We start from the raw sequence: 18,870 nt of genomic DNA, 5'->3' as shown, positions 1-18,870 counted from the left end.
GAGGGCCTGTGGAACAGAAATTTTTCTTTTTTGATATCGACAATACCCTAGCTGTATGGCCTGAAGGCAAGATTCCTGACAGTGCACAGTACTGCTTAGATGAGCTGAAACGTCGCGGACACCGTGTAGCCTTAGCTACTGGGCGTATTCAAGTGGATGCTAAACGCTTTGCGGATCAAGCAGGGCTTACTGACTTTGTAGCTGATGGTGGTCATAGTATTACTGTTAATAATGAGCTAGTGTCTATGATAGGTATGGATCGCGATGCATGTATTAAATATTTAGAGTATTTAGAGTCTCATCATATTCCTTGGGCTGTAACAGATCGTAATAAACTAAGACGTATTACACCATATCAGGAAATCTTAGATTGGAATCCAAGATGGGATGTCTTTAAAACCACAGTGGATCCTAGTTTTGATTTTCATAGTGTAGAGGAATTTTATAAAATTTATGTGTTCTTTAAGGAAGGTGAAGAAGAGGAAAAGGATATCGAGCATATGACACACAAGCTCATTCGTTATGGCGATGGCTGTGTTCTATATGAGCCAATGGAGAAGGCTTTGGGAGTTCGGAAGATGCTCGATTATTTCGGTATGAAGCCCAATCAAGCCGTTGTGTTTGGGGATGGCTATAATGACTTATCCATGTTTAGACCAGAATGGCTTAATATTGCCATGGGAAATGCACGTGCTGAATTGAAGGAAAAAGCCGATTATATCACTACAGACTGTGATAAGGACGGTATCTATAATGCATGTAAACATTTTAAGTGGATAGATTAGTTTAGTTATATTGATACTTATAATAGTACAAATCCTGAACAATTTGATGGTAAATAATGGCTAATATATAACTGAAAGTATAAGGTTATATAAATTCGTAAATTTAATAATTATTTAAACCAAATTTTCTCTAAACATGATATACTAAAAAAGAGCCGCTCACGGGTTGAGCGGCTTTTCTATGTGAATTTTACATACATGTTAGTATATAAGATATATTTTGGGGGAACTATGAACTGGAAACGCTTTGCTTTATGCGCGATGTTAGGAATTACAATGCTTGGTACAGCTGCTTGTGGTACAAAAAGTGGGGAACAACCACAAGGTAATACTGTAAAGGCTGAATCTGTATCTATGCCTAACTTCTCAAATGCGCCAATTGCAGATGAGTATGCTATTTTTGATACAAATTATGGTCAATTCAAAGTTCGTTTGTTAGGCTCTAAAGCGCCTATTACAGTAAAAAACTTTGACTACCTCGTGAAAAAAGGTTTCTATAATGGTGTTACATTCCACCGCGTTATTGAAGGCTTTATGATTCAAGGTGGGGATCCAGATGGTACAGGTGCTGGTGGCCCTGGTTATACTATTCCTGATGAGTTCTCTAATGATTTACATTTCAATAAAATGGGTGTTCTTGCTATGGCGAATCGTGGTCCTAATACAGGGGGTTCCCAATTCTTCATTACCTTGGGTCCAACAGATTGGTTAGATAACAAACATACGATCTTTGGCACGGTTGTACAAGGCATGGATGTAGTTGAAAAAATTGGTAAAGTTAAAACCGGTCGCAATGATAAGCCGGTAGAACCAGTAATCATTAATACCATTACATTGGAACCGATTACTGATGATGCGAAAAATGGCAAATAAGGAGGCTAACTCTGAAGAACGACACTATGTGTATTTAGTGCGCTGTTCAGACGATTCCTTGTACTGTGGATGGACCACTGATATTGAGCGCCGTATAGAGGCTCATAATGGGCTTATTCCAGGCGGTGCTAAATATACGAGAGGGCGACGTCCTGTTGTATTGGTGTATTCTGAAAGCTTTCACAATAAACAGGATGCTCAACGTAGAGAATATGCCATAAAACAGATGACAAAGGCTAAGAAATTGCGACTCATTGAGGGTGCAAAATAGTCCTTGATTATGGTATAATATGATGATTAATTACTGCCATGGAGGTTATGAAATGAAGCGGGTTCTAGTGTCCGTAAAAAGTGTACAACGAGATATGGACGGAAAGGATACCGTTGTGGAACTGATTTCCCCTGGTACGTCGCATGAAAAGGGTAATACACAATATGTGCGTTACGAAGAATCGAGTGTGACGGGCATGGATGGGGTTAAGACGACCATTAAAATCCATGATGATTCAATTGTGCTGCTTCGTACAGGGGCGGTCAATATGCGTCATCAATACGTCCGTGGTGAAGAGCGCGAGTCTGTGTATGAAACGCCGTATGGCGATTTACACATGACCGTAAAAACTCATGAATTAACAGTAGACTTTCACAAAGGCGTAGGTCATGTTCATTTAGGATATGATATTTCTGTCGAAGGTGAATGGCAATTTTATAATCAGTTAGATATAGACGTGCGGGAGGATACAGAGCATGGACATGAAGGAAATCCTGAAATCGGGGATTGAACAGGCATTACAAGATACGATTAACAGTGGTGGCTTACCAGCTGGTGAATATCCAGAAATCGTTCTCGAAGTGCCACCTCAAAAAGAATTCGGTGATTTTTCTACAAACATTGCAATGCAATCTGCTCGTGTAGCTCGTCAAAATCCTCGTGCTATTGCTGAGGCTTTGATTAGCCATATGAATTTTGATTGGCTCGAACGCGCTGAGGTTGCTGGTGCTGGTTTCATCAACTTCTTCTTGAAATCTGATATGGTATACGACACATTGAAAGCCATATTGAATGCTGGCGATCAATATGGTATACAACCATTGCGTGCGCGCGATACTATTCAAGTTGAATATGTAAGTGCGAACCCAACAGGGCCTTTGCATGTAGGTCATGGTCGAGGTGCTGCATACGGTAGTGCTCTTGTGAATTTGTTGCGTGCAGCAGGTTACAATGTACAATCTGAGTACTATATCAATGATGCGGGCAACCAAATCGACAATATGGCTATTTCTATTGAGTACCGTTTCCAAGAGTTACAAGGTGCAACATTAGTATTTCCACCTAAACGTAATGAAGACGGTTCTATGCCTGAGTTCGATATTCCAGATGGGGCTCTTGTATTCCCTGAAAATGGCTACCGTGGTCCAGATATTATCGAAACTGCAAAAGCTATTGCTGAACGTGAAGGCTTCGATACATTGAATGCTATGAATGAAGCTGATCGTGTAGCATTGTTCAAAGAAGAAGGCTTAAAAGAAAAATTAGCTCGCTTAGAAGAAACATTAAGTAACTTCCGTGTTACTTTCGATAATTGGTTCTCTGAACGTACTGTTCATGAAGCTGATGAAATTCATCACTCCGTAGAGGCTTTAAAGGCTCTTGGTAAAGTGTATGAAAAAGATGGTGCATTGTGGTTGAAATCTACTGACTATGGTGATGATAAAGACCGCGTAGTTATCCGTGATAATGGAGTTCCTACATATTTAGCGGCGGATATTGCATATCATCGTAATAAATATGACCGTGGCTTCAAAGAAATGATTGATATTTGGGGTGCTGACCATCACGGTTATGTATGCCGTGTAAAAGCGGCTATGGCTGCTTTTGGTTATGACCCAGATAAACTAACCGTATTGTTATTACAAATGGTAGCATTGTTCCGCGATGGACAACTCGTTAAATTGTCTAAACGTAGCGGTGATAGCGTAACATTAGATGAATTGATTGAAGAGGTTGGCGTAGATGCATCTCGTTACTTCTTCTTGATGCGTTCTCTAGATAGCCAACTTGATTTCGATATTAACTTGGCTAAATCTCGTAGCAATGATAACCCAGTATATTATATCCAATATGCTCATGCTCGTATTCACAGCATTTACAACCAAGTGCGTGAAGCTGGCATTGCATTTGGCGATTATAGTGAAACTGATTTCACAACGCTTACAAGCGAAATGGAATTAGAATTAATTAAGAAATTAGCTGAATATCCAGAAGAAGTAGTTCAATCTGCCGAGCACCGTGCACCGCATCGTATTGCTCGTTACTTATACGATTTGGCAAGCATGTTCCACTCCTTCTATCGTCAAGGTCGTATCATTGGCGTAGATTCTGCGTTGCAACAAGCTCGTCTTGGATTAATCACAGCGATTGCCCTCGTACTTCGTCAAGGCTTGGGTATTTTAGGTATTTCCGCTCCGGAAAAAATGTAATAGGTGGGAGGCATCATGGCAACTAAGTATATTTTCGTAACTGGCGGCGTTGTTTCTTCTCTTGGTAAAGGGATTACAGCAGCATCCTTGGGTCGCTTGCTTAAAAACCGCGGTTTCAATGTAACGATTCAAAAATTTGACCCATACATTAATATTGACCCTGGTACGATGAGCCCTTACCAACATGGTGAAGTTTTCGTAACAGATGACGGCGCTGAAACTGACCTTGATTTGGGCCACTATGAACGCTTCATCGATATTAACCTTAGCAAACGTTCCAATATTACAGCGGGTAAAGTATATTGGTCTGTAATCAACAAAGAACGTAAAGGTGATTACTTGGGCAGTACTGTACAAGTAATTCCACACATTACAAACGAAATTAAACAAAACGTATACCGTGTAGGTAAAGAAGATAATGCTGATGTAGTTATCACTGAAATTGGTGGTACTGTAGGCGATATTGAAAGCTTGCCGTTTATGGAAGCTATCCGCCAAGTGAAAAAAGAAGTAGGCCGCAATGACGTACTTTATATTCATGTAACATTGGTGCCTTACATTAATGCAGCAGGCGAATTGAAAACTAAACCTACACAACACAGCGTAAAAGAATTGCGCAGTATCGGTATTCAACCAGATATCTTGGTATGCCGTAGCGAAAAACATATTTCTGATGAAATGAAAGAAAAACTTGCTTTGTTCTGCGACGTAGAACCAGAAGCAGTTATTGAAAACCAAACTTGCAGCTCCATCTATGAAGTACCATTGATGATGCAAGATCAAGGTCTTGATGATATTGTTATCAAAAAATTAGGCCTTGAAGAACGCCCTTGCGATATGACTGAATGGAAAGAAATGGTTCATAAAATCTTGAACCCTAGTAAAGATATTACAGTGGCTATCGTTGGTAAATATGTAGCATTACATGATGCGTATTTATCTGTAGTGGAAGCATTAGATCATGCAGGTATCGCTACAGGTACTAAAGTTAACCTTCGTTGGATTGACTCTGAAGAACTTGATGATACATCTGTAGATCCTAAAGAAGTATATGAAGGTGTTGACGGCATCATCGTACCAGGTGGTTTCGGCTCCCGTGGTGTAGAAGGTAAAATCCGCACAATCCAATACGCTCGTGAAAACAATATTCCATTCCTTGGTCTATGCCTTGGTATGCAATCTGCAGTAATGGAATTTGCTCGCAACGTATGCGGCATGGAAGGTGCTACATCTAGCGAATTCGACGAAAATGCTAAATACAAAGTAATCGACTTGATGAGTGATCAAGTTGATGTAGATAAAAAAGGCGGCACAATGCGTCTTGGTATCTATCCTTGCAAAGTAGAAGCAGGAACAAAAACTCATGAAGCCTATGGTGAAGATTTGATTTATGAACGTCATCGTCATCGTTATGAGTTCAATAATGAATATCGTCAACAATTGACTGATGCTGGTCTTGTTATCTCTGGTACATCTCCAGATGGTCGCCTTGTGGAAAGTATTGAAGTGAAGAACCATCCATTCTTCATTGGTACACAAGCGCATCCAGAGCTTAAATCTCGTCCGAATAATGCACATCCATTATTCCGCGGCTTTGTGGATGCGATTTTGGAATTAAAAAAATAGACTAAAAAGAAGAAAGATGCTCAGAAATGAGTATCTTTCTTTTTTTATTTACATCGAAAAATATTGGAAAAATATATCGATAAATTTAAAAATAACACTTGCAATCTTGAATGATATTTGTTATTATATAGACAAAGATAGATATAGATTTGGTGATAAGTACACCTATATAATATAACTGTTACATTTGAACTCAATTAAGGAGGACATAACATGTCTATTATTGGTAAAAAACTTCCTGAATTTACATTAGATGCTTTCAAAAAACCTGAATTAGTAAAAGTTAGTACTGCAGATGTGTTGGGCAAATGGTCCATCTTCGTATTCTATCCAGCAGACTTCACATTTGTTTGCCCTACAGAATTAGAAGATGTACAAAACTCCTATGCAGAGTTGAAAAATCTAGGTTGTGAAGTTTACTCCGTGTCTTGTGACTCTGAATTCGTTCATAAAGCATGGTCTGATGCTTCTCCAAGCATTAACAAAATTGAGTACTACATGTTAGCTGATAAAAAACATGAATTAGCTGATTTCTTTGATGTATTCCAAGAAGAATCCGCTATGGCTTACCGTGGTACATTCGTAGTAGATCCTGAAGGTTTCGTTCGTACAGCTGAAATCCATGATATGGGTATCGGTCGTTCTGCTGAAGAATTGGTTCGTAAAGTACAAGCAGCTCAATTCGTAGCAAAACATGGTGATCAAGTGTGTCCTGCACGTTGGAAACCAGGTAAAGACACATTGAAACCAGGTCTCGACCTAGTAGGTAAAATTTAATTAAGAAATTAACCTAAACGCTAGAATAATCTAGCAACTCCTCAAATGACAATTCGGGCGCGCATCGTTTTTATGACGATACGGTAAGTCCCAATACCAGATGAACCCTCTCCAATTCATCATGGTAAACCTCATATAACAAACTACAAACTATACGCAAAAGGACTGGCCTTCGGGCTGGTCCTTTTGTGTTGCTTATACCCTTTTGAAAAAGTAGGAAATAAGTTCTTGCAATTTTGACTTTAGTAGTCTATAATGAAATCAATTCCTAGTGATATACAAGGAATTATGAATAAAGTTGGATAAGTGCTTTTTAACATGGGGTGTGTTAGCACTAACTTTTACAAAGAGAGGCAAGATATATGAGGATTTCCACAAAAGGTCGCTATGCATTGATGGTTCTCATCGACTTAGCGGAGCAAGGACAAGATAAACCTGTTTCCTTGCGATCTGTTGCAGAACGACAAGGTATATCTGAAAAATACCTAGAGGGAATTGTGGCTCGTTTGGGTGCCGCTAACTTGGTGGATAGCATTCGTGGTAAATACGGTGGCTATCGTTTATCTAAAAGCCCTAAAGAGTACACCATTATTGAAATTTTGCTCGCCACGGAGGAGTCCATGGCTATCATCTCAACTCTTGATGAAGGGGTGAGTACTGATACAGTAATTAATGAACGAACTGTTGGGTTCTGGGCAGGATTGCAAAATTATATTCATGATTATTTAGAAAGCGTAACGCTGCAAGATGTAATTGATGGCACTTACGCTAAGCTTGATACAAAATATGACAATTGGGATGGTTCTATTTAATAAGGAGTGACTATTATGTCTAATATTGCAAAATCTTTCGTTGAATTAATTGGTAAAACACCTTTATTGGCTGCTACACGTTTTGGTGAAAAATATGGCGCAGATGCTAATATTTTTGCTAAATTGGAATACTTTAATCCAGGTGGCTCTGTAAAAGATCGTATCGCTGCAGCAATTATTCAAGCAGCTGTTGAAGCTGGTGAATTACAACCAGGCGGCACAATTGTAGAAGCAACATCTGGTAATACTGGTATCGGCTTATCTGCTGTTGGTGCTTCTCTTGGTTATAAAGTAGTTATTGTAATGCCAGAGACAATGTCTATCGAACGTCGTAAATTGATGCTCGGTTATGGGGCTCAACTTGTCTTGACTGATGGTGCTCTTGGTATGAAAGGGGCCATCGCTAAAGCTAAAGAAATTGTAACAGCTACAGCTGGTGCAATCGAAGCAGGTCAATTCGTAAACCAAGCAAATCCAGCAATTCACTATAAAACAACTGGTCCTGAAATCTGGCAAGATACTGATGGTACTGTAGATATTTATGTATCTGGTGTTGGTACAGGCGGCACTTTAACAGGTGCAGGTCGTTATTTAAAAGAACAAAATCCTGGCGTAAAAGTTGTAGCTGTTGAACCATCTGATTCCCCAGTATTGTCCAATGGTAAACCTGGTCCACATAAAATTCAAGGTTTAGGCGCTGGCTTTATTCCGGAAACTTTGGATACTAATATTTATGATGAAGTAATCCAAGTAACTAACGATGATGCATTTGCTACTTCTCAAGCATTTGGTCATACAGAAGGTATCTTAGTTGGTATTTCCTCTGGTGCTGCTCTTTGGGCTGCTCAAGAATTGGCTAAACGTCCTGAAAATAAAGGTAAAAATATCGTAGTAATCCTTCCTGATACAGGTGAACGCTACTTGTCCACAGCATTATTCCCAGAAGCATAATGAAATAATAAATGAAGGCACTACTAGTGCTTTCTTGATAAGAGAAGCCCCTCATTCATTGTGAGGAGCTTCTTTAGTTTGATGTACTATATATATAAAAATCTTTAATTACGCACAAGAAAAAGGAGCTACATAACAGTAGCTCCTTTTTTGTTATGGTATGTATTTAATTGTGATTATCTACCGTTTTTAACGATGTTGTCCATCCAATTAAATAATTCATCTAGATCATAGTCACCAGAGTGATCTACACCAAATGGTGTTGCCATATCTACTTTGTATCCCAGGTTCTGAGCACGTGTTCCTACGATTAATGGAATAGCTACGGATGTATTGCTATCAGCTGTACCATAGCGGATACGATAGAATTGAGCATTTGTCGCAGCTGGGGAACCGAGATAGTTCATTGGGTTCATCATAGTAACAATTTTAGCATTTTCTACGTATACATCTTGGTTAGATGTTGTATCGTGTAATGCAGCAGTAATTGTAAAATGATTATTATCTGTAGCACTTGTACCGAACAGACTATTTTCTCCAGAGTCATTAGAACGAGAGTCGAATGCTCCTGGTGCTTTAGAACGGCTTACAAATTGGTTGTAAGCTTCCCAATTAATATCTTTAATTGCTCCTGTTTTATTATCTCGTACAAGGTATGTATGTTTAGATAAATCAGTACCTTTAGCTTGTGCTTTATTAGCTGCATCGATGATGAATGCTTTCACGTAATTTTTGAAAGTACCATTACCATTCTTATCTAGTTTCAATACACGGCCCATGGAGTCATGTAATTGTAAGTTATTTACGTATTCTGGGAAGTGTTCACTTAGTAAGTTCGAGTATGCTACATCATCAGCATTCAAGTTTACACGTTGCATTGTACGTTGTGGAGGAGCTGTATTACCACCTACGTTGGCTTGAGGCAATTCGCCTTGGCCCATCGTTACTTTATTGAAAGAGGTAATACCTTTATAGCTCCATTCATATGCCATATCTGCAGCATCAAGGTTTGTGATAGGTGCATAGGCAGAAACTGCATATACGTTCGTTGCCGCTGTAGCCGCACCTAATGCTTGCAAATATGGTTGGAAGTCAGAGCTGTTACCAGTGGCACCTTGTAATAGGGATACAGCACCACCAGCACTTGTACCGTTTGTGATAATACGGTTCGCATTACCAGGCATAGTAGAGTCATTAGCATGTAAGTATGCTGTAGCAGCTTGTAAGTCAACAATAACTGCGGGAGCCTTACCAATGAAGTTGCCATCGGAGGCTTTATTAGTACGACCCCGTGTAGCAGGGGAAGCCACTACGTAACCACGAGATAGTGCATAAAGTATACTGTTAGGTTTGCCGTTCTCAACTTTTGGTGTCATAGCTTGGCTAGGCATATAACCACCTACCGCATTTGGCATGAAGATAGGGGCTGTTTGCGTATTGTAACCATTTACCGTGCCATTATTAAAGTATTCTTCTGGTACATAGATATTCATGTACTGTTGATCAATATCGATTGGATTAGCCACGTAAGGGATATATTCGAAGGCGCGATATTTGATTTCCTTATTATCTACAGTCGTAGACATGGATTCATAATTTTTCGCATCAAATACAAGACTAATTTTTGCAGATGCATCAGCTTGTAATGGCGGTTCTATTGGTTGAGAAAGAATATTTTTTTCTTCCGTTACAGCAGAACCTTTTCTGGAAGCTTCATTACGAGCATCTACATAAGATTGCGGTAATTTGCTTTCTTGAGGTTGTTTAAGATTAGCTTCAGCTTGTTTTTTTGCAGCGGCTTCAGCCTCAGCTTTGGCCTTTGCTTCAGCCTCAGCTTGAGCTTTTGCGGCAGCCTCTGCTTCAGACTTAGCTTTTGCATCTGCTTCAGCTTGTGCCGTAGCGGCAGCTTCAGCTTCGGCTTTAGCTTTTGCTTCAGCCTCAGCTTGAGCTTTAGCAGCGGCTTCAGCTTCTTCTTTGGCTAATTGCTCAGCAGCTAAACGTTCTTGTTCTTCTTTGATAGCAGCTTGTCTAGCCATTTCTGCTTGTTGTGCAGCAATGCGATTTTGTTCTGCTTTGATTGCTGCTTCACGTTCAGCCTTTGCTTTTTCTGCTGCGATACGCTCTTGCTCAGCCTTTAAATCTGTTTGACGTTGAGCCTCAGCTTGTTCTGCGGCAATACGTTCTTGCTCAGCCTTTAAAGCCGCTTGGCGCTCTGCTTCAGCTTTAGCGGCAGCTTCTGCCCGTTGGAGAGCAGCTTGTTCTGCAGTCATACGTTCTTGTTCAGCTTTTAAAGCCGCTTGACGTTGAGCCTCAGCTTGTTGAGCCGCTAGTCGTTGTTGCTCCGCTTGCATAGCTGCTTGACGCTGAGCTTCTGCTTGTTGTTGTGCCATACGTTGCTGTTCAGCTTGCATAGCCATTTGGCGTTGTTGCTCTGCTAGAATTGAGGATTGGCGTTGAGCTTCTGCTTGTTTTTGAGCAACCATTTGTTGATCAACTTGGTTTGTACCAGATTGCTCTGCAGCCTCCTCGGCAGCTAGTTGCGCTAATCTTTCTCGTTCTGCACGTTGAATATCGCGAATAGTTAATCTCTGTTTTGCCACAACAGCTTTAGTTTGCGTTGTATTAGCGATTACTAAAGGTGTTGTAGATTCTTGTTGTACCATCACAGGTGTACGTTGAACTTGTGTGGTTTGTACTTGTTGCTTACCATCAACTTGTTTTTGAACTGTAACAGGTTCTGTTTTACGTTGTACATTCATCAAGCTATGCATAGCTAATGTTGGTTCCATTACAGCATTAGTATGTTTATTAACAATATATTGGGGCTGTGAAACGGCCCTTTGTTGATCGGATAAAGCTTTTGCTATATCTGTTACAGGTACTGGGCGCACACGAGGTATTAAAGGTGTTACCTTTGGAACTGATTGTGTGGTAGTACTTGTATACATCACTTGTTGTTGAGGGATAGACTGAGTTGTCATAGGTCGTACAACTGGAGTAGCTACATTGGTAGTGCTTTGCATCGTTGATTCAGTGGGTGTATTTGAACCTACTAAATCATTCATGTTGAGGGTAGGGGCTGCGTGGGCAACACCACCCAACGCTGCAGCTGCAAAAAAGGCTGCTGTGACCTTACGTTTCTTAGATGATTTCATGAATTACTCTCCGAACTAGATTTCAAATAATAATTTATAATTTTAAAATTTATTTATAATTATATAGTTTAACATAAATCGATATATTTGTATACTTTTAAGCTTTATCGATAGTATTACTAGTGTTATCCATATAAATATTTATAAATCAAAAATAAAATTCTAACTCTATATAACCTCATTGTGATCTACACCCATTTTCTTTTTATATTATTTTTATTTTTAATATCTATATATTTTTTAGTAGTGAATATATATTATTGCTATAGATATTTCATAAGAAATAATAATATAAAACATCGAATTTTATAAGTTTTTATTCAATGGGTAAACAAATTGCGCTGAAAATAAGGGCATAAAATACTAAAATATATATTCTAAAAAACATGAAAAAATGGATTGTTATAACTTAAAGCTATATATCTTTTAGTCAATGGTATTAATTTTCATGAATATTTAATTAAATTGATTTTAGTGATTTGATGAATAATCCCCTTTTGTTTTCAATATTTATGGGAAAAAATATACTCATCACAAAGATGTATGAATATTAATATAAATAGAATATATTAATTGTATCCTATTTTTTTGCTTTTTTTAAAAATGAATTTATGATGAAAATGTGATAAAAATCACTTGCAACTATATCGAAAATTTTATATACTCACGGTATCGAAAAAATTAAAAATACTAATGTAGTTACAAAGGATTTTAGATGATTAGAGAACTTAAGAGAGACTAACATGATCATCTAACTTATGAGGGGATTAATGAATAAAGTATTTAAAGTTATATGGAATAAATCTAAAAACTGTTATGTAGTAGTATCTGAGCTTGCTAAGAATAATAGCGGCAAAAAGAAAATTGTAGTAGCTGGTATCTTTGCAGCATTGGCTATGACAAATGCTAATTTGGTATTTGCAACAAATGATGTGCCTAGTGGTAGCAATGCGACTGCAGTTGCATTTGGTAACGGCGCTAGTGTTACAGGTACAAATGCAGTTGGTTTAGGTAAGTCTGCAATAGCTAATAAAAATAATGTTGTTGTAATCGGTACTGGTGCAAATGCTGATAGTCATGACAGTATTGCTATTGGTAACGGAGCATATTCTACTAGTAGTGGTGCCTCATTAAGTACGGCCAGTGTTGCTGTTGGTTTGAAAGCATCTGCTCAGGGTAATACTACGATTGCGATTGGTACAAATGCAAAGGTTAAAAATAGTAAACAAGGGATTGCTATTGGTGGTGGTGCTGCTGCAAATGACGGTGCCATTGTAGAGGGCGATCAAAGTATTGCTATCGGTGGTAATACACTTGCTAAAGGTGATGCATCTATCGTTATTGGTGGTGACGATACTGATAGTGCAAATGGTAGAGTCGTTGATTACACAGATATTAATAATGGGAACACTGTATCTGCAAACTTACAAACAGCGGTGCAAAAATTAACCGGTGTAAATTTGGGTAACCCTAGATGGACTACTGCAACTGCTGGACATGCAGGTGTTACTCTTGGTATGAAGGCTCATTCTGGTAATGCTAGTATTGCAATTGGTACAGCATCTGATGCACAGACTCGACTTGCAGGGACTTCAGATGTAACAAATGCAGTTGCTATTGGCACGGGTGCTAAAGCAAACCGAGATAATTCTGTTGCATTAGGTGGTGGTTCTACTACAGATAAAGCAGGTACAAAACAATCTAGCTATACATTACCAAATAATATTACTGCTCAATGGGCTGGCGGTGATAAAACATTACCAGGTGATATCGTATCTTTTGGTTCTGCAGGATATGAACGTCAGTTGAAAAACGTGGCTCCAGGTGAAGTAAGTGCTACTTCTACAGATGCTATCAATGGTTCTCAGTTAGCGGCTATTGTAAATCAAATTGCTTATAGATATATTTCTATTAAATCTACAGATATTCCAAATGAGGATAATACAGGTGCTAAAGCAACTAACTCTATTGCCATCGGTCCAAATGCGTCCATTACAGCAGCGGCTAATAAAGCGATTGCTATTGGTGATGGTGCTAGTGCTACAACTGCTGATGGTGTTGCAATAGGTTCTAAGTCTGTTGCAAGTACTGCATCAGGTGTAGCAGGTTATAATGCTAATACTGGTCGTACTGATACATATGCTAACTTAACTGGTGCTACTTTAACATCTACATTAGGTGGTGTTGCAGTAGGTACAATCGGTCAAACTCGTCAAATCAATTATGTTGCTGCTGGTACAGCTGACACAGATGCTGTTAACGTAGCACAATTAAAGAGCGTTAATCTTGCTTTCACAGGTGACACTGGTAGTGGCGATGTAAATCTTGCAAATAGTAAATTAGCAGTAAATGGTGATAATACATATATTACAACTACAGCTAATGGTAAGAACATTACAATTGCTGGCAAAAAGCAAGATATTGCTGTTACAAATGGTACAGCTGCAGCAACTCCAGGTATGGCAGATTCTGCTAACGTGGCTGATGCAATTAATAAGGCTATTGATCAAAATAAATACGGATGGAACCTTTCCGCTAATGGTGAAGCAACACCAGAAGCAATTGAAAAAGGTAACACTGTAGATTTCTCTGGTGACGACAATATTACGGTTGCTAGAAACAATAAAAAGATTTCTGTATCCTTAAAGAAAAATCTTACTGGCTTGAACAGCGCATCTTTCAAAGATGCATCAGGCAATGAAACTGTTAAAATCGATGGCGATAAAGGCATCAATGCAGGTGATAAGAAGATTACTAATGTAGCTGATGGTGTAGCAGATAAAGATGCTGTTAATATGTCCCAATTGAAGAAGACAGACGATAAAGCAGAAGCTAACAAAGCTGCTATTGCTCGTAACATTTCTTTAGGGGGTGACACTGGTTCCACTACAGAGAAATCCTTGAGCACAGGCGATGTGAAATTCAATATTAAAGGTGAAGACGGACTTACAACTGTAGCTTCTGGCAATGATGTAACTGTTAAACTTGATACAGATACTAAAAATAAAATCGATAACGCTACTAACAACGCTGCTAACGCTGCTGACAAAGATTTGAGCAATTTGAATCCTGCAGGCGAACAAAAAGTTAAAGATTTAGCTGCTTGGAAAGTAGTTGCTAATAGTGGTACTGCTGAAGATGTTAAAGGTGGCGACACAGTTAAATTCATCAATGGTGATAACATCGAAATTACACAAGCGGGTAAAGATTTCACAATCTCTACTAAAAAAGATGTAACATTCGATAGTGTAACTGCGAACCAAACAATTACAGCGCCTAAAGTTAAAGCTACAACTGGTGTTGAAACCCCTCAAGTTACTGGCTTGACTAATATAGATTGGGTTCCAGGTCAAACACAACCAGTATCTGGTCGTGCAGCAACTGAAGATCAATTGAAAAAAGTTGATGATCAAGTAGCCGCAAATAAAGATAACATCACTAAAAATACAAATGATATTGCAGATAATAAGCAAAAGATTGCAGATAACAAAACTGCTATCGATAAAAATACTGGTGATATTGCAACTAATAAGCAAAACATTGCAGATAATAAAACCGCTATCGATAAAAATACAACGGCTATTGCTCGTAAAATTTCCTTAGGTGGTAACACAGGTTCCACTACAGAGAAATCTTTAAGCACAGGCGATGTGAAATTCAATATTAAAGGTGAAAGTGGCCTCACAACTGTTGCTAATGGTGAAGATGTAACTGTTAAACTTGATACAGATACTAAGGATAAAATCGATAACGCTGCTGATAAAAACTTGAGTAATTTGAATCCAGCAGGTGAGCAAAAGGTCAAAGATTTAGCTGCTTGGAAAGTAGTTGCTAATAGTGGTACTGCTGAAGATGTTAAAGGTGGCGACACAGTTAAATTCATCAATGGTGATAACATCGAAATTACACAAGCGGGTAAAGATTTCACAATCTCTACTAAAAAAGATGTAACATTCGATAGTGTAACTGCGAACCAAACAATTACAGCGCCTAAAGTTAAAGCTACAACTGGTGTTGAAACCCCTCAAGTTACTGGCTTGACTAATATAGATTGGGTTCCAGGTCAAACACAACCAGTATCTGGTCGTGCAGCAACTGAAGATCAATTGAAAAAAGTTGATGATCAAGTAGCCGCAAATAAAGATAACATCACTAAGAATACAAATGATATTGCTACAAATAAAGGGAATATTGATAAAAATACAGCAGCTATCGCTCGTACAATCTCTTTAGGTGGTAATACAGGTACTACAACTGAGAAATCTTTGAGCTCAGATAATGTGAAATTTAATATCAAAGGTGAAAATGGCCTTACAACTGTTGCTAATGGTGAAGATGTAACTGTTAAGCTTGATACAGATACTAAAGGTAAAATTGATAATGCTGCAGACAAAGATTTGAGCAACTTGACTCCAGCAGGTGAGCAACAAGTTAAAGATTTAGCTGCATGGAATGTTGTAGCTAATGGTAATACTGCTGAAAAAGTGCTAGGTGGTAACACTGTTAAATTCATCAATGGTGACAACATCTTAATTACACAATCTGGTAGAGACTTCACAATTGCTACTAGCAAGGATGTAACATTCAATACTGTAACGGCTAACGACACTATTACAGCTCCAAAAGTAAAAGCTACAAATGGTGTTGAAACTCCTCAAGTTACTGGATTAACTAATACAACTTGGGTACCAGGTCAAACACAACCAGTATCTGGTCGTGCAGCAACTGAAGACCAATTAAAAGCTGTAGATGATCAAGTAGCAGAAAATAAAGCTAACATTGCAGACAATAAAGATAAAATCACTAAAAATACTGCTGATATTGCTGACAATAAAGATAAAATTACAAAAAATACTGGAGATATTGCAGCAAACAAAGCTGATATTGCTAAAAATAAAGACAACATTGATAAAAATACAACAGCTATCGCTCGTAAGATTTCCTTAGGTGGTAACACTGGTTCTACAGACGAAAAATCCTTGAGCACAGGCGATGTGAAATTCAATGTAAAAGGTGAAAATGGTCTTACAACTGTTGCTACTGGTGAAGATGTAACTGTTAAAATCGATGATGCTACTAAAGCTAAAATCGATAATGCAGCAGACAAAGATTTGAGTAACTTGACTCCTGCTGGTAAACAACAAGTTAAAGATTTAGCAGCTTGGAATGTAGTAGCTAATAATGGCACTGCTGAAAAGGTTCAAGGTGGCGATACAGTTAAATTCATCGATGGTGATAATGTTTCTATTACACAAAATGGCAAAGAGTTCACAATCGCGACTAAGAAAGATGTAACATTCGATAACGTTACTGTAAACCAAAAAATTACAGCTCCAGAAGTGAGTGGCTTAACTAATACAACTTGGGTACCAGGTCAAACACAACCAGTATCTGGTCGTGCAGCAACTGAAGATCAATTGAAAGCAGTTGATGATCAAGTAGCAGCAAATAAAGGAAATATTGCTGCTAACAAAGACGCTATCAATAAAAATGCTGGGGATATTGCAACTAATAAAGACAATATTGATAAAAATACAGCAGCTATCGCTCGTAAAATCTATTTAGGTAGCGATAATGGTGATACAACTAAAAAATCCTTGAGCACAGACGATGTGAAATTCAATATTAAAGGACAAAATGGTATCGTTACTGAAGCTAATGGCGACGATGTAACTGTTAAATTAGATGATGCTACAAAAAATCAAATTGATAATGCGGCAACTCGAGATTTGAACAACTTGACTCCAGCTGGTGAACAAAAAGTTAAAGATTTATCTGCATGGAATGTAGTAGCTAATGGTAACGCTGCTGAAAAAGTTGAAGGTGGTAACACAGTTAAGTTTATTGATGGTAAAAACATCTCCATTACACAAAATGGCAAAGATTTCACTATTGCTACAAATAAAGATGTAACATTTGATACTGTAACTGCTAACGACACTATTACAGCTCCAAAAGTTAAGGCTACAAATGGTGTAGAAACTCCTCAAGTAACTGGTTTAACTAATACAACTTGGGTCCCAGGTCAAACACAGCCTGTAAGTGGTCGTGCAGCAACTGAAGATCAATTGAAACAAGTTGATGACCAAGTAGCAGCAAATAAAGATAACATCACTAAAAATGCTGGTGATATTGCAGCAAATAAAGCTCAAATCGATACAAATACAGCAGCTATCGCTCGTAAGATTTCTTTAGGTGGTAACACTGGTTCTACTGATGAAAAATCCTTGAGCACAGACAATGTGAAATTCAACATTAAAGGCGACAACGGTTTAACAACTGTAGCTAATGGTGAAGACGTAACTGTTAAGATTGATGATGCAACTAAAGCAAAAATCGATAATGCAGGAAACCAAGATTTGAGTAACTTAACAGATGCTGGTAAACAACAAGTTAAAGATCTTTCTGCATGGAATGTAACTGCAGCTGGCGGTACTGTAGAAAAAGTACAAGGTGGCGATACTGTTAAATTCCAAGCTGGTGATAACCTTGAAGTTAAACAAGATAAAGCTACTTTCACATACAGCTTGGCTAAAGACTTGAAAGGTCTTAATAGCGTAACTGTAGGTGATGAAAATGGTGAATCCACTAAGATTACTCCTGCAGGTACAACTGTAAAAGATGCAGCTGGTAACTCTACAACAGTTAACGGTGCAGGTATGACTATCACTCCTGCAAATACGGCAGCTAGCCCTGTATCCCTTACTGTAGACGGCTTGAACAACGGAGGCAACCAAATTCATGGTGTAGCACCTGGTACAGCTGATACAGATGCAGTAAATGTTGGCCAATTGAAAAATACTCAAGCTGGTTTACAAGAAGCTATTAACCGTGTTGGTGTTGAAACACAACGTGTTGGTGCTCATGCGGCGGCTATGGCAGCATTGAAACCAATCCAATATGATCCATTAGAGCCAACACAAATTATGGCTGGTATTGGTAATTATCGTGGTGAAACGGCTGGTGCAATTGGTATTGCTCATTATAAAACTGAGGATACTATGTTCAATATAGGTGTTACTCTTGGATCCAATCATAATATGATTAATGCAGGTGTAACTCATAAATTTGGTGGCAGTCGTGAGAGAAAAGATGCTATTCCTGAGCGCTACAAAGCTGGCCCAATTAGCTCTATCTATGTAATGCAAGATGAAGTAACTCAATTGCGTTCTGAAAATGAACAACAAAAATCTAAACTTGATGAACAACAACTCAAATTAGATCAACAACAATCTGAGATTAATGACTTAAAAGCTATGGTAAATCAATTACTTACTAAAATGTCTTAATAGATAGTACTATTTTAATAGAGTACTGTTACTATAGTAGAGTATAATTACATTAGAGAGCGTGTTAGGTTACAGTCTAATATGCAAACTAAAAACCCCCTATGTCATTATTGGCATAGGG

The 18,870-nt window shown here is 38.3% G+C and carries 11 protein-coding genes; 10 read left to right on the top strand and 1 reads right to left on the bottom strand.

All coding sequences use genetic code 11. The annotated features are described in order from the left end of the window. Positions 1 to 8: 8 nt before the first annotated feature. The 9 genes from RWP19_RS05635 to cysK all read left to right on the top strand — a co-directional run bounded on the left by RWP19_RS05635 (position 9) and on the right by cysK (position 8,305). Positions 9 to 785, top strand: coding sequence for an HAD family hydrolase (locus tag RWP19_RS05635; RefSeq protein ID WP_314356799.1), 777 nt, complete (start codon positions 9 to 11; stop codon positions 783 to 785). A 231-nt stretch (positions 786 to 1,016) separates the two neighbouring features. After that, positions 1,017 to 1,658 (top strand): peptidylprolyl isomerase, encoded by a 642-nt coding sequence (locus RWP19_RS05630; protein WP_314356798.1) that lies wholly within the window; start codon positions 1,017 to 1,019, stop codon positions 1,656 to 1,658. Then, positions 1,648 to 1,929: a GIY-YIG nuclease family protein gene (locus RWP19_RS05625; RefSeq protein WP_314356797.1), complete on the top strand. Its 282-nt coding sequence runs from the start codon at positions 1,648 to 1,650 to the stop codon at positions 1,927 to 1,929. Before RWP19_RS05630 ends, RWP19_RS05625 begins: the two co-directional genes overlap by 11 nt. A gap of 52 nt (positions 1,930 to 1,981) precedes the next feature. Then, positions 1,982 to 2,440, top strand: a complete 459-nt coding sequence (locus RWP19_RS05620; RefSeq protein WP_314356795.1) for a DUF1934 domain-containing protein — start codon at positions 1,982 to 1,984, stop codon at positions 2,438 to 2,440. After that, positions 2,406 to 4,139 carry an arginine--tRNA ligase gene (gene argS / locus RWP19_RS05615; protein ID WP_314356794.1) on the top strand — a complete coding sequence of 578 codons (1,734 nt, stop codon included), beginning with the start codon at positions 2,406 to 2,408 and terminating at the stop codon, positions 4,137 to 4,139. Before RWP19_RS05620 ends, argS begins: the two co-directional genes overlap by 35 nt. A gap of 15 nt (positions 4,140 to 4,154) precedes the next feature. Continuing rightward, positions 4,155 to 5,765 carry a CTP synthase gene (locus RWP19_RS05610; RefSeq protein ID WP_314356793.1) on the top strand — a complete coding sequence of 537 codons (1,611 nt, stop codon included), beginning with the start codon at positions 4,155 to 4,157 and terminating at the stop codon, positions 5,763 to 5,765. A 213-nt stretch (positions 5,766 to 5,978) separates the two neighbouring features. Then, on the top strand, positions 5,979 to 6,542 hold the full coding sequence (ahpC, locus tag RWP19_RS05605; protein ID WP_314356792.1) for an alkyl hydroperoxide reductase subunit C: 564 nt from the start codon (positions 5,979 to 5,981) through the stop codon (positions 6,540 to 6,542). A gap of 362 nt (positions 6,543 to 6,904) precedes the next feature. After that, a complete protein-coding gene (locus RWP19_RS05600) occupies positions 6,905 to 7,354 on the top strand; it encodes an Rrf2 family transcriptional regulator (RefSeq protein WP_295210022.1) in 450 nt (149 codons plus the stop codon). A 15-nt stretch (positions 7,355 to 7,369) separates the two neighbouring features. Further along, a complete protein-coding gene (gene cysK, locus RWP19_RS05595) occupies positions 7,370 to 8,305 on the top strand; it encodes a cysteine synthase A (RefSeq protein ID WP_314356791.1) in 936 nt (311 codons plus the stop codon). A gap of 176 nt (positions 8,306 to 8,481) precedes the next feature. On the opposite strand, the gene RWP19_RS05590 is transcribed toward cysK, so the two are convergent. Further along, positions 8,482 to 11,460: a subtype B tannase gene (locus RWP19_RS05590; RefSeq protein WP_314356790.1), complete on the bottom strand. Its 2,979-nt coding sequence runs from the start codon at positions 11,458 to 11,460 to the stop codon at positions 8,482 to 8,484. A gap of 770 nt (positions 11,461 to 12,230) precedes the next feature. On the opposite strand from RWP19_RS05590, the gene RWP19_RS05585 reads away from it, so the two are divergent. Continuing rightward, the gene (locus RWP19_RS05585) at positions 12,231 to 18,749 is read left to right on the top strand and encodes an ESPR-type extended signal peptide-containing protein (RefSeq protein WP_314356789.1); all 6,519 of its coding nucleotides are present in this window, start codon (positions 12,231 to 12,233) and stop codon (positions 18,747 to 18,749) included. The last annotated feature ends 121 nt before the right edge of the window (positions 18,750 to 18,870 follow it).

The sequence above is a fragment of the uncultured Veillonella sp. genome (assembly GCF_963522475.1).
Lineage (GTDB): Bacteria > Bacillota > Negativicutes > Veillonellales > Veillonellaceae > Veillonella.
Note: the sequence above shows the minus strand (reverse complement) of the source record. Positions and strands in the feature narration are given on the sequence as shown.

Bases quoted from the DNA above. Each gene is read 5' to 3' on its own strand.
- RWP19_RS05600 (WP_295210022.1), top strand. From the start codon at position 6,905: ATGAGGATTTCCACAAAAGGTCGCTATGCATTGATGGTTCTCATCGAC.
- cysK (WP_314356791.1), top strand. From the start codon at position 7,370: ATGTCTAATATTGCAAAATCTTTCGTTGAATTAATTGGTAAAACACCT.
- ahpC (WP_314356792.1), top strand. From the start codon at position 5,979: ATGTCTATTATTGGTAAAAAACTTCCTGAATTTACATTAGATGCTTTC.
- RWP19_RS05590 (WP_314356790.1), bottom strand. From the start codon at position 11,460: ATGAAATCATCTAAGAAACGTAAGGTCACAGCAGCCTTTTTTGCAGCT.
- RWP19_RS05610 (WP_314356793.1), top strand. From the start codon at position 4,155: ATGGCAACTAAGTATATTTTCGTAACTGGCGGCGTTGTTTCTTCTCTT.
- RWP19_RS05625 (WP_314356797.1), top strand. From the start codon at position 1,648: ATGGCAAATAAGGAGGCTAACTCTGAAGAACGACACTATGTGTATTTA.
- argS (WP_314356794.1), top strand. From the start codon at position 2,406: ATGGACATGAAGGAAATCCTGAAATCGGGGATTGAACAGGCATTACAA.
- RWP19_RS05630 (WP_314356798.1), top strand. From the start codon at position 1,017: ATGAACTGGAAACGCTTTGCTTTATGCGCGATGTTAGGAATTACAATG.
- RWP19_RS05585 (WP_314356789.1), top strand. From the start codon at position 12,231: ATGAATAAAGTATTTAAAGTTATATGGAATAAATCTAAAAACTGTTAT.
- RWP19_RS05620 (WP_314356795.1), top strand. From the start codon at position 1,982: ATGAAGCGGGTTCTAGTGTCCGTAAAAAGTGTACAACGAGATATGGAC.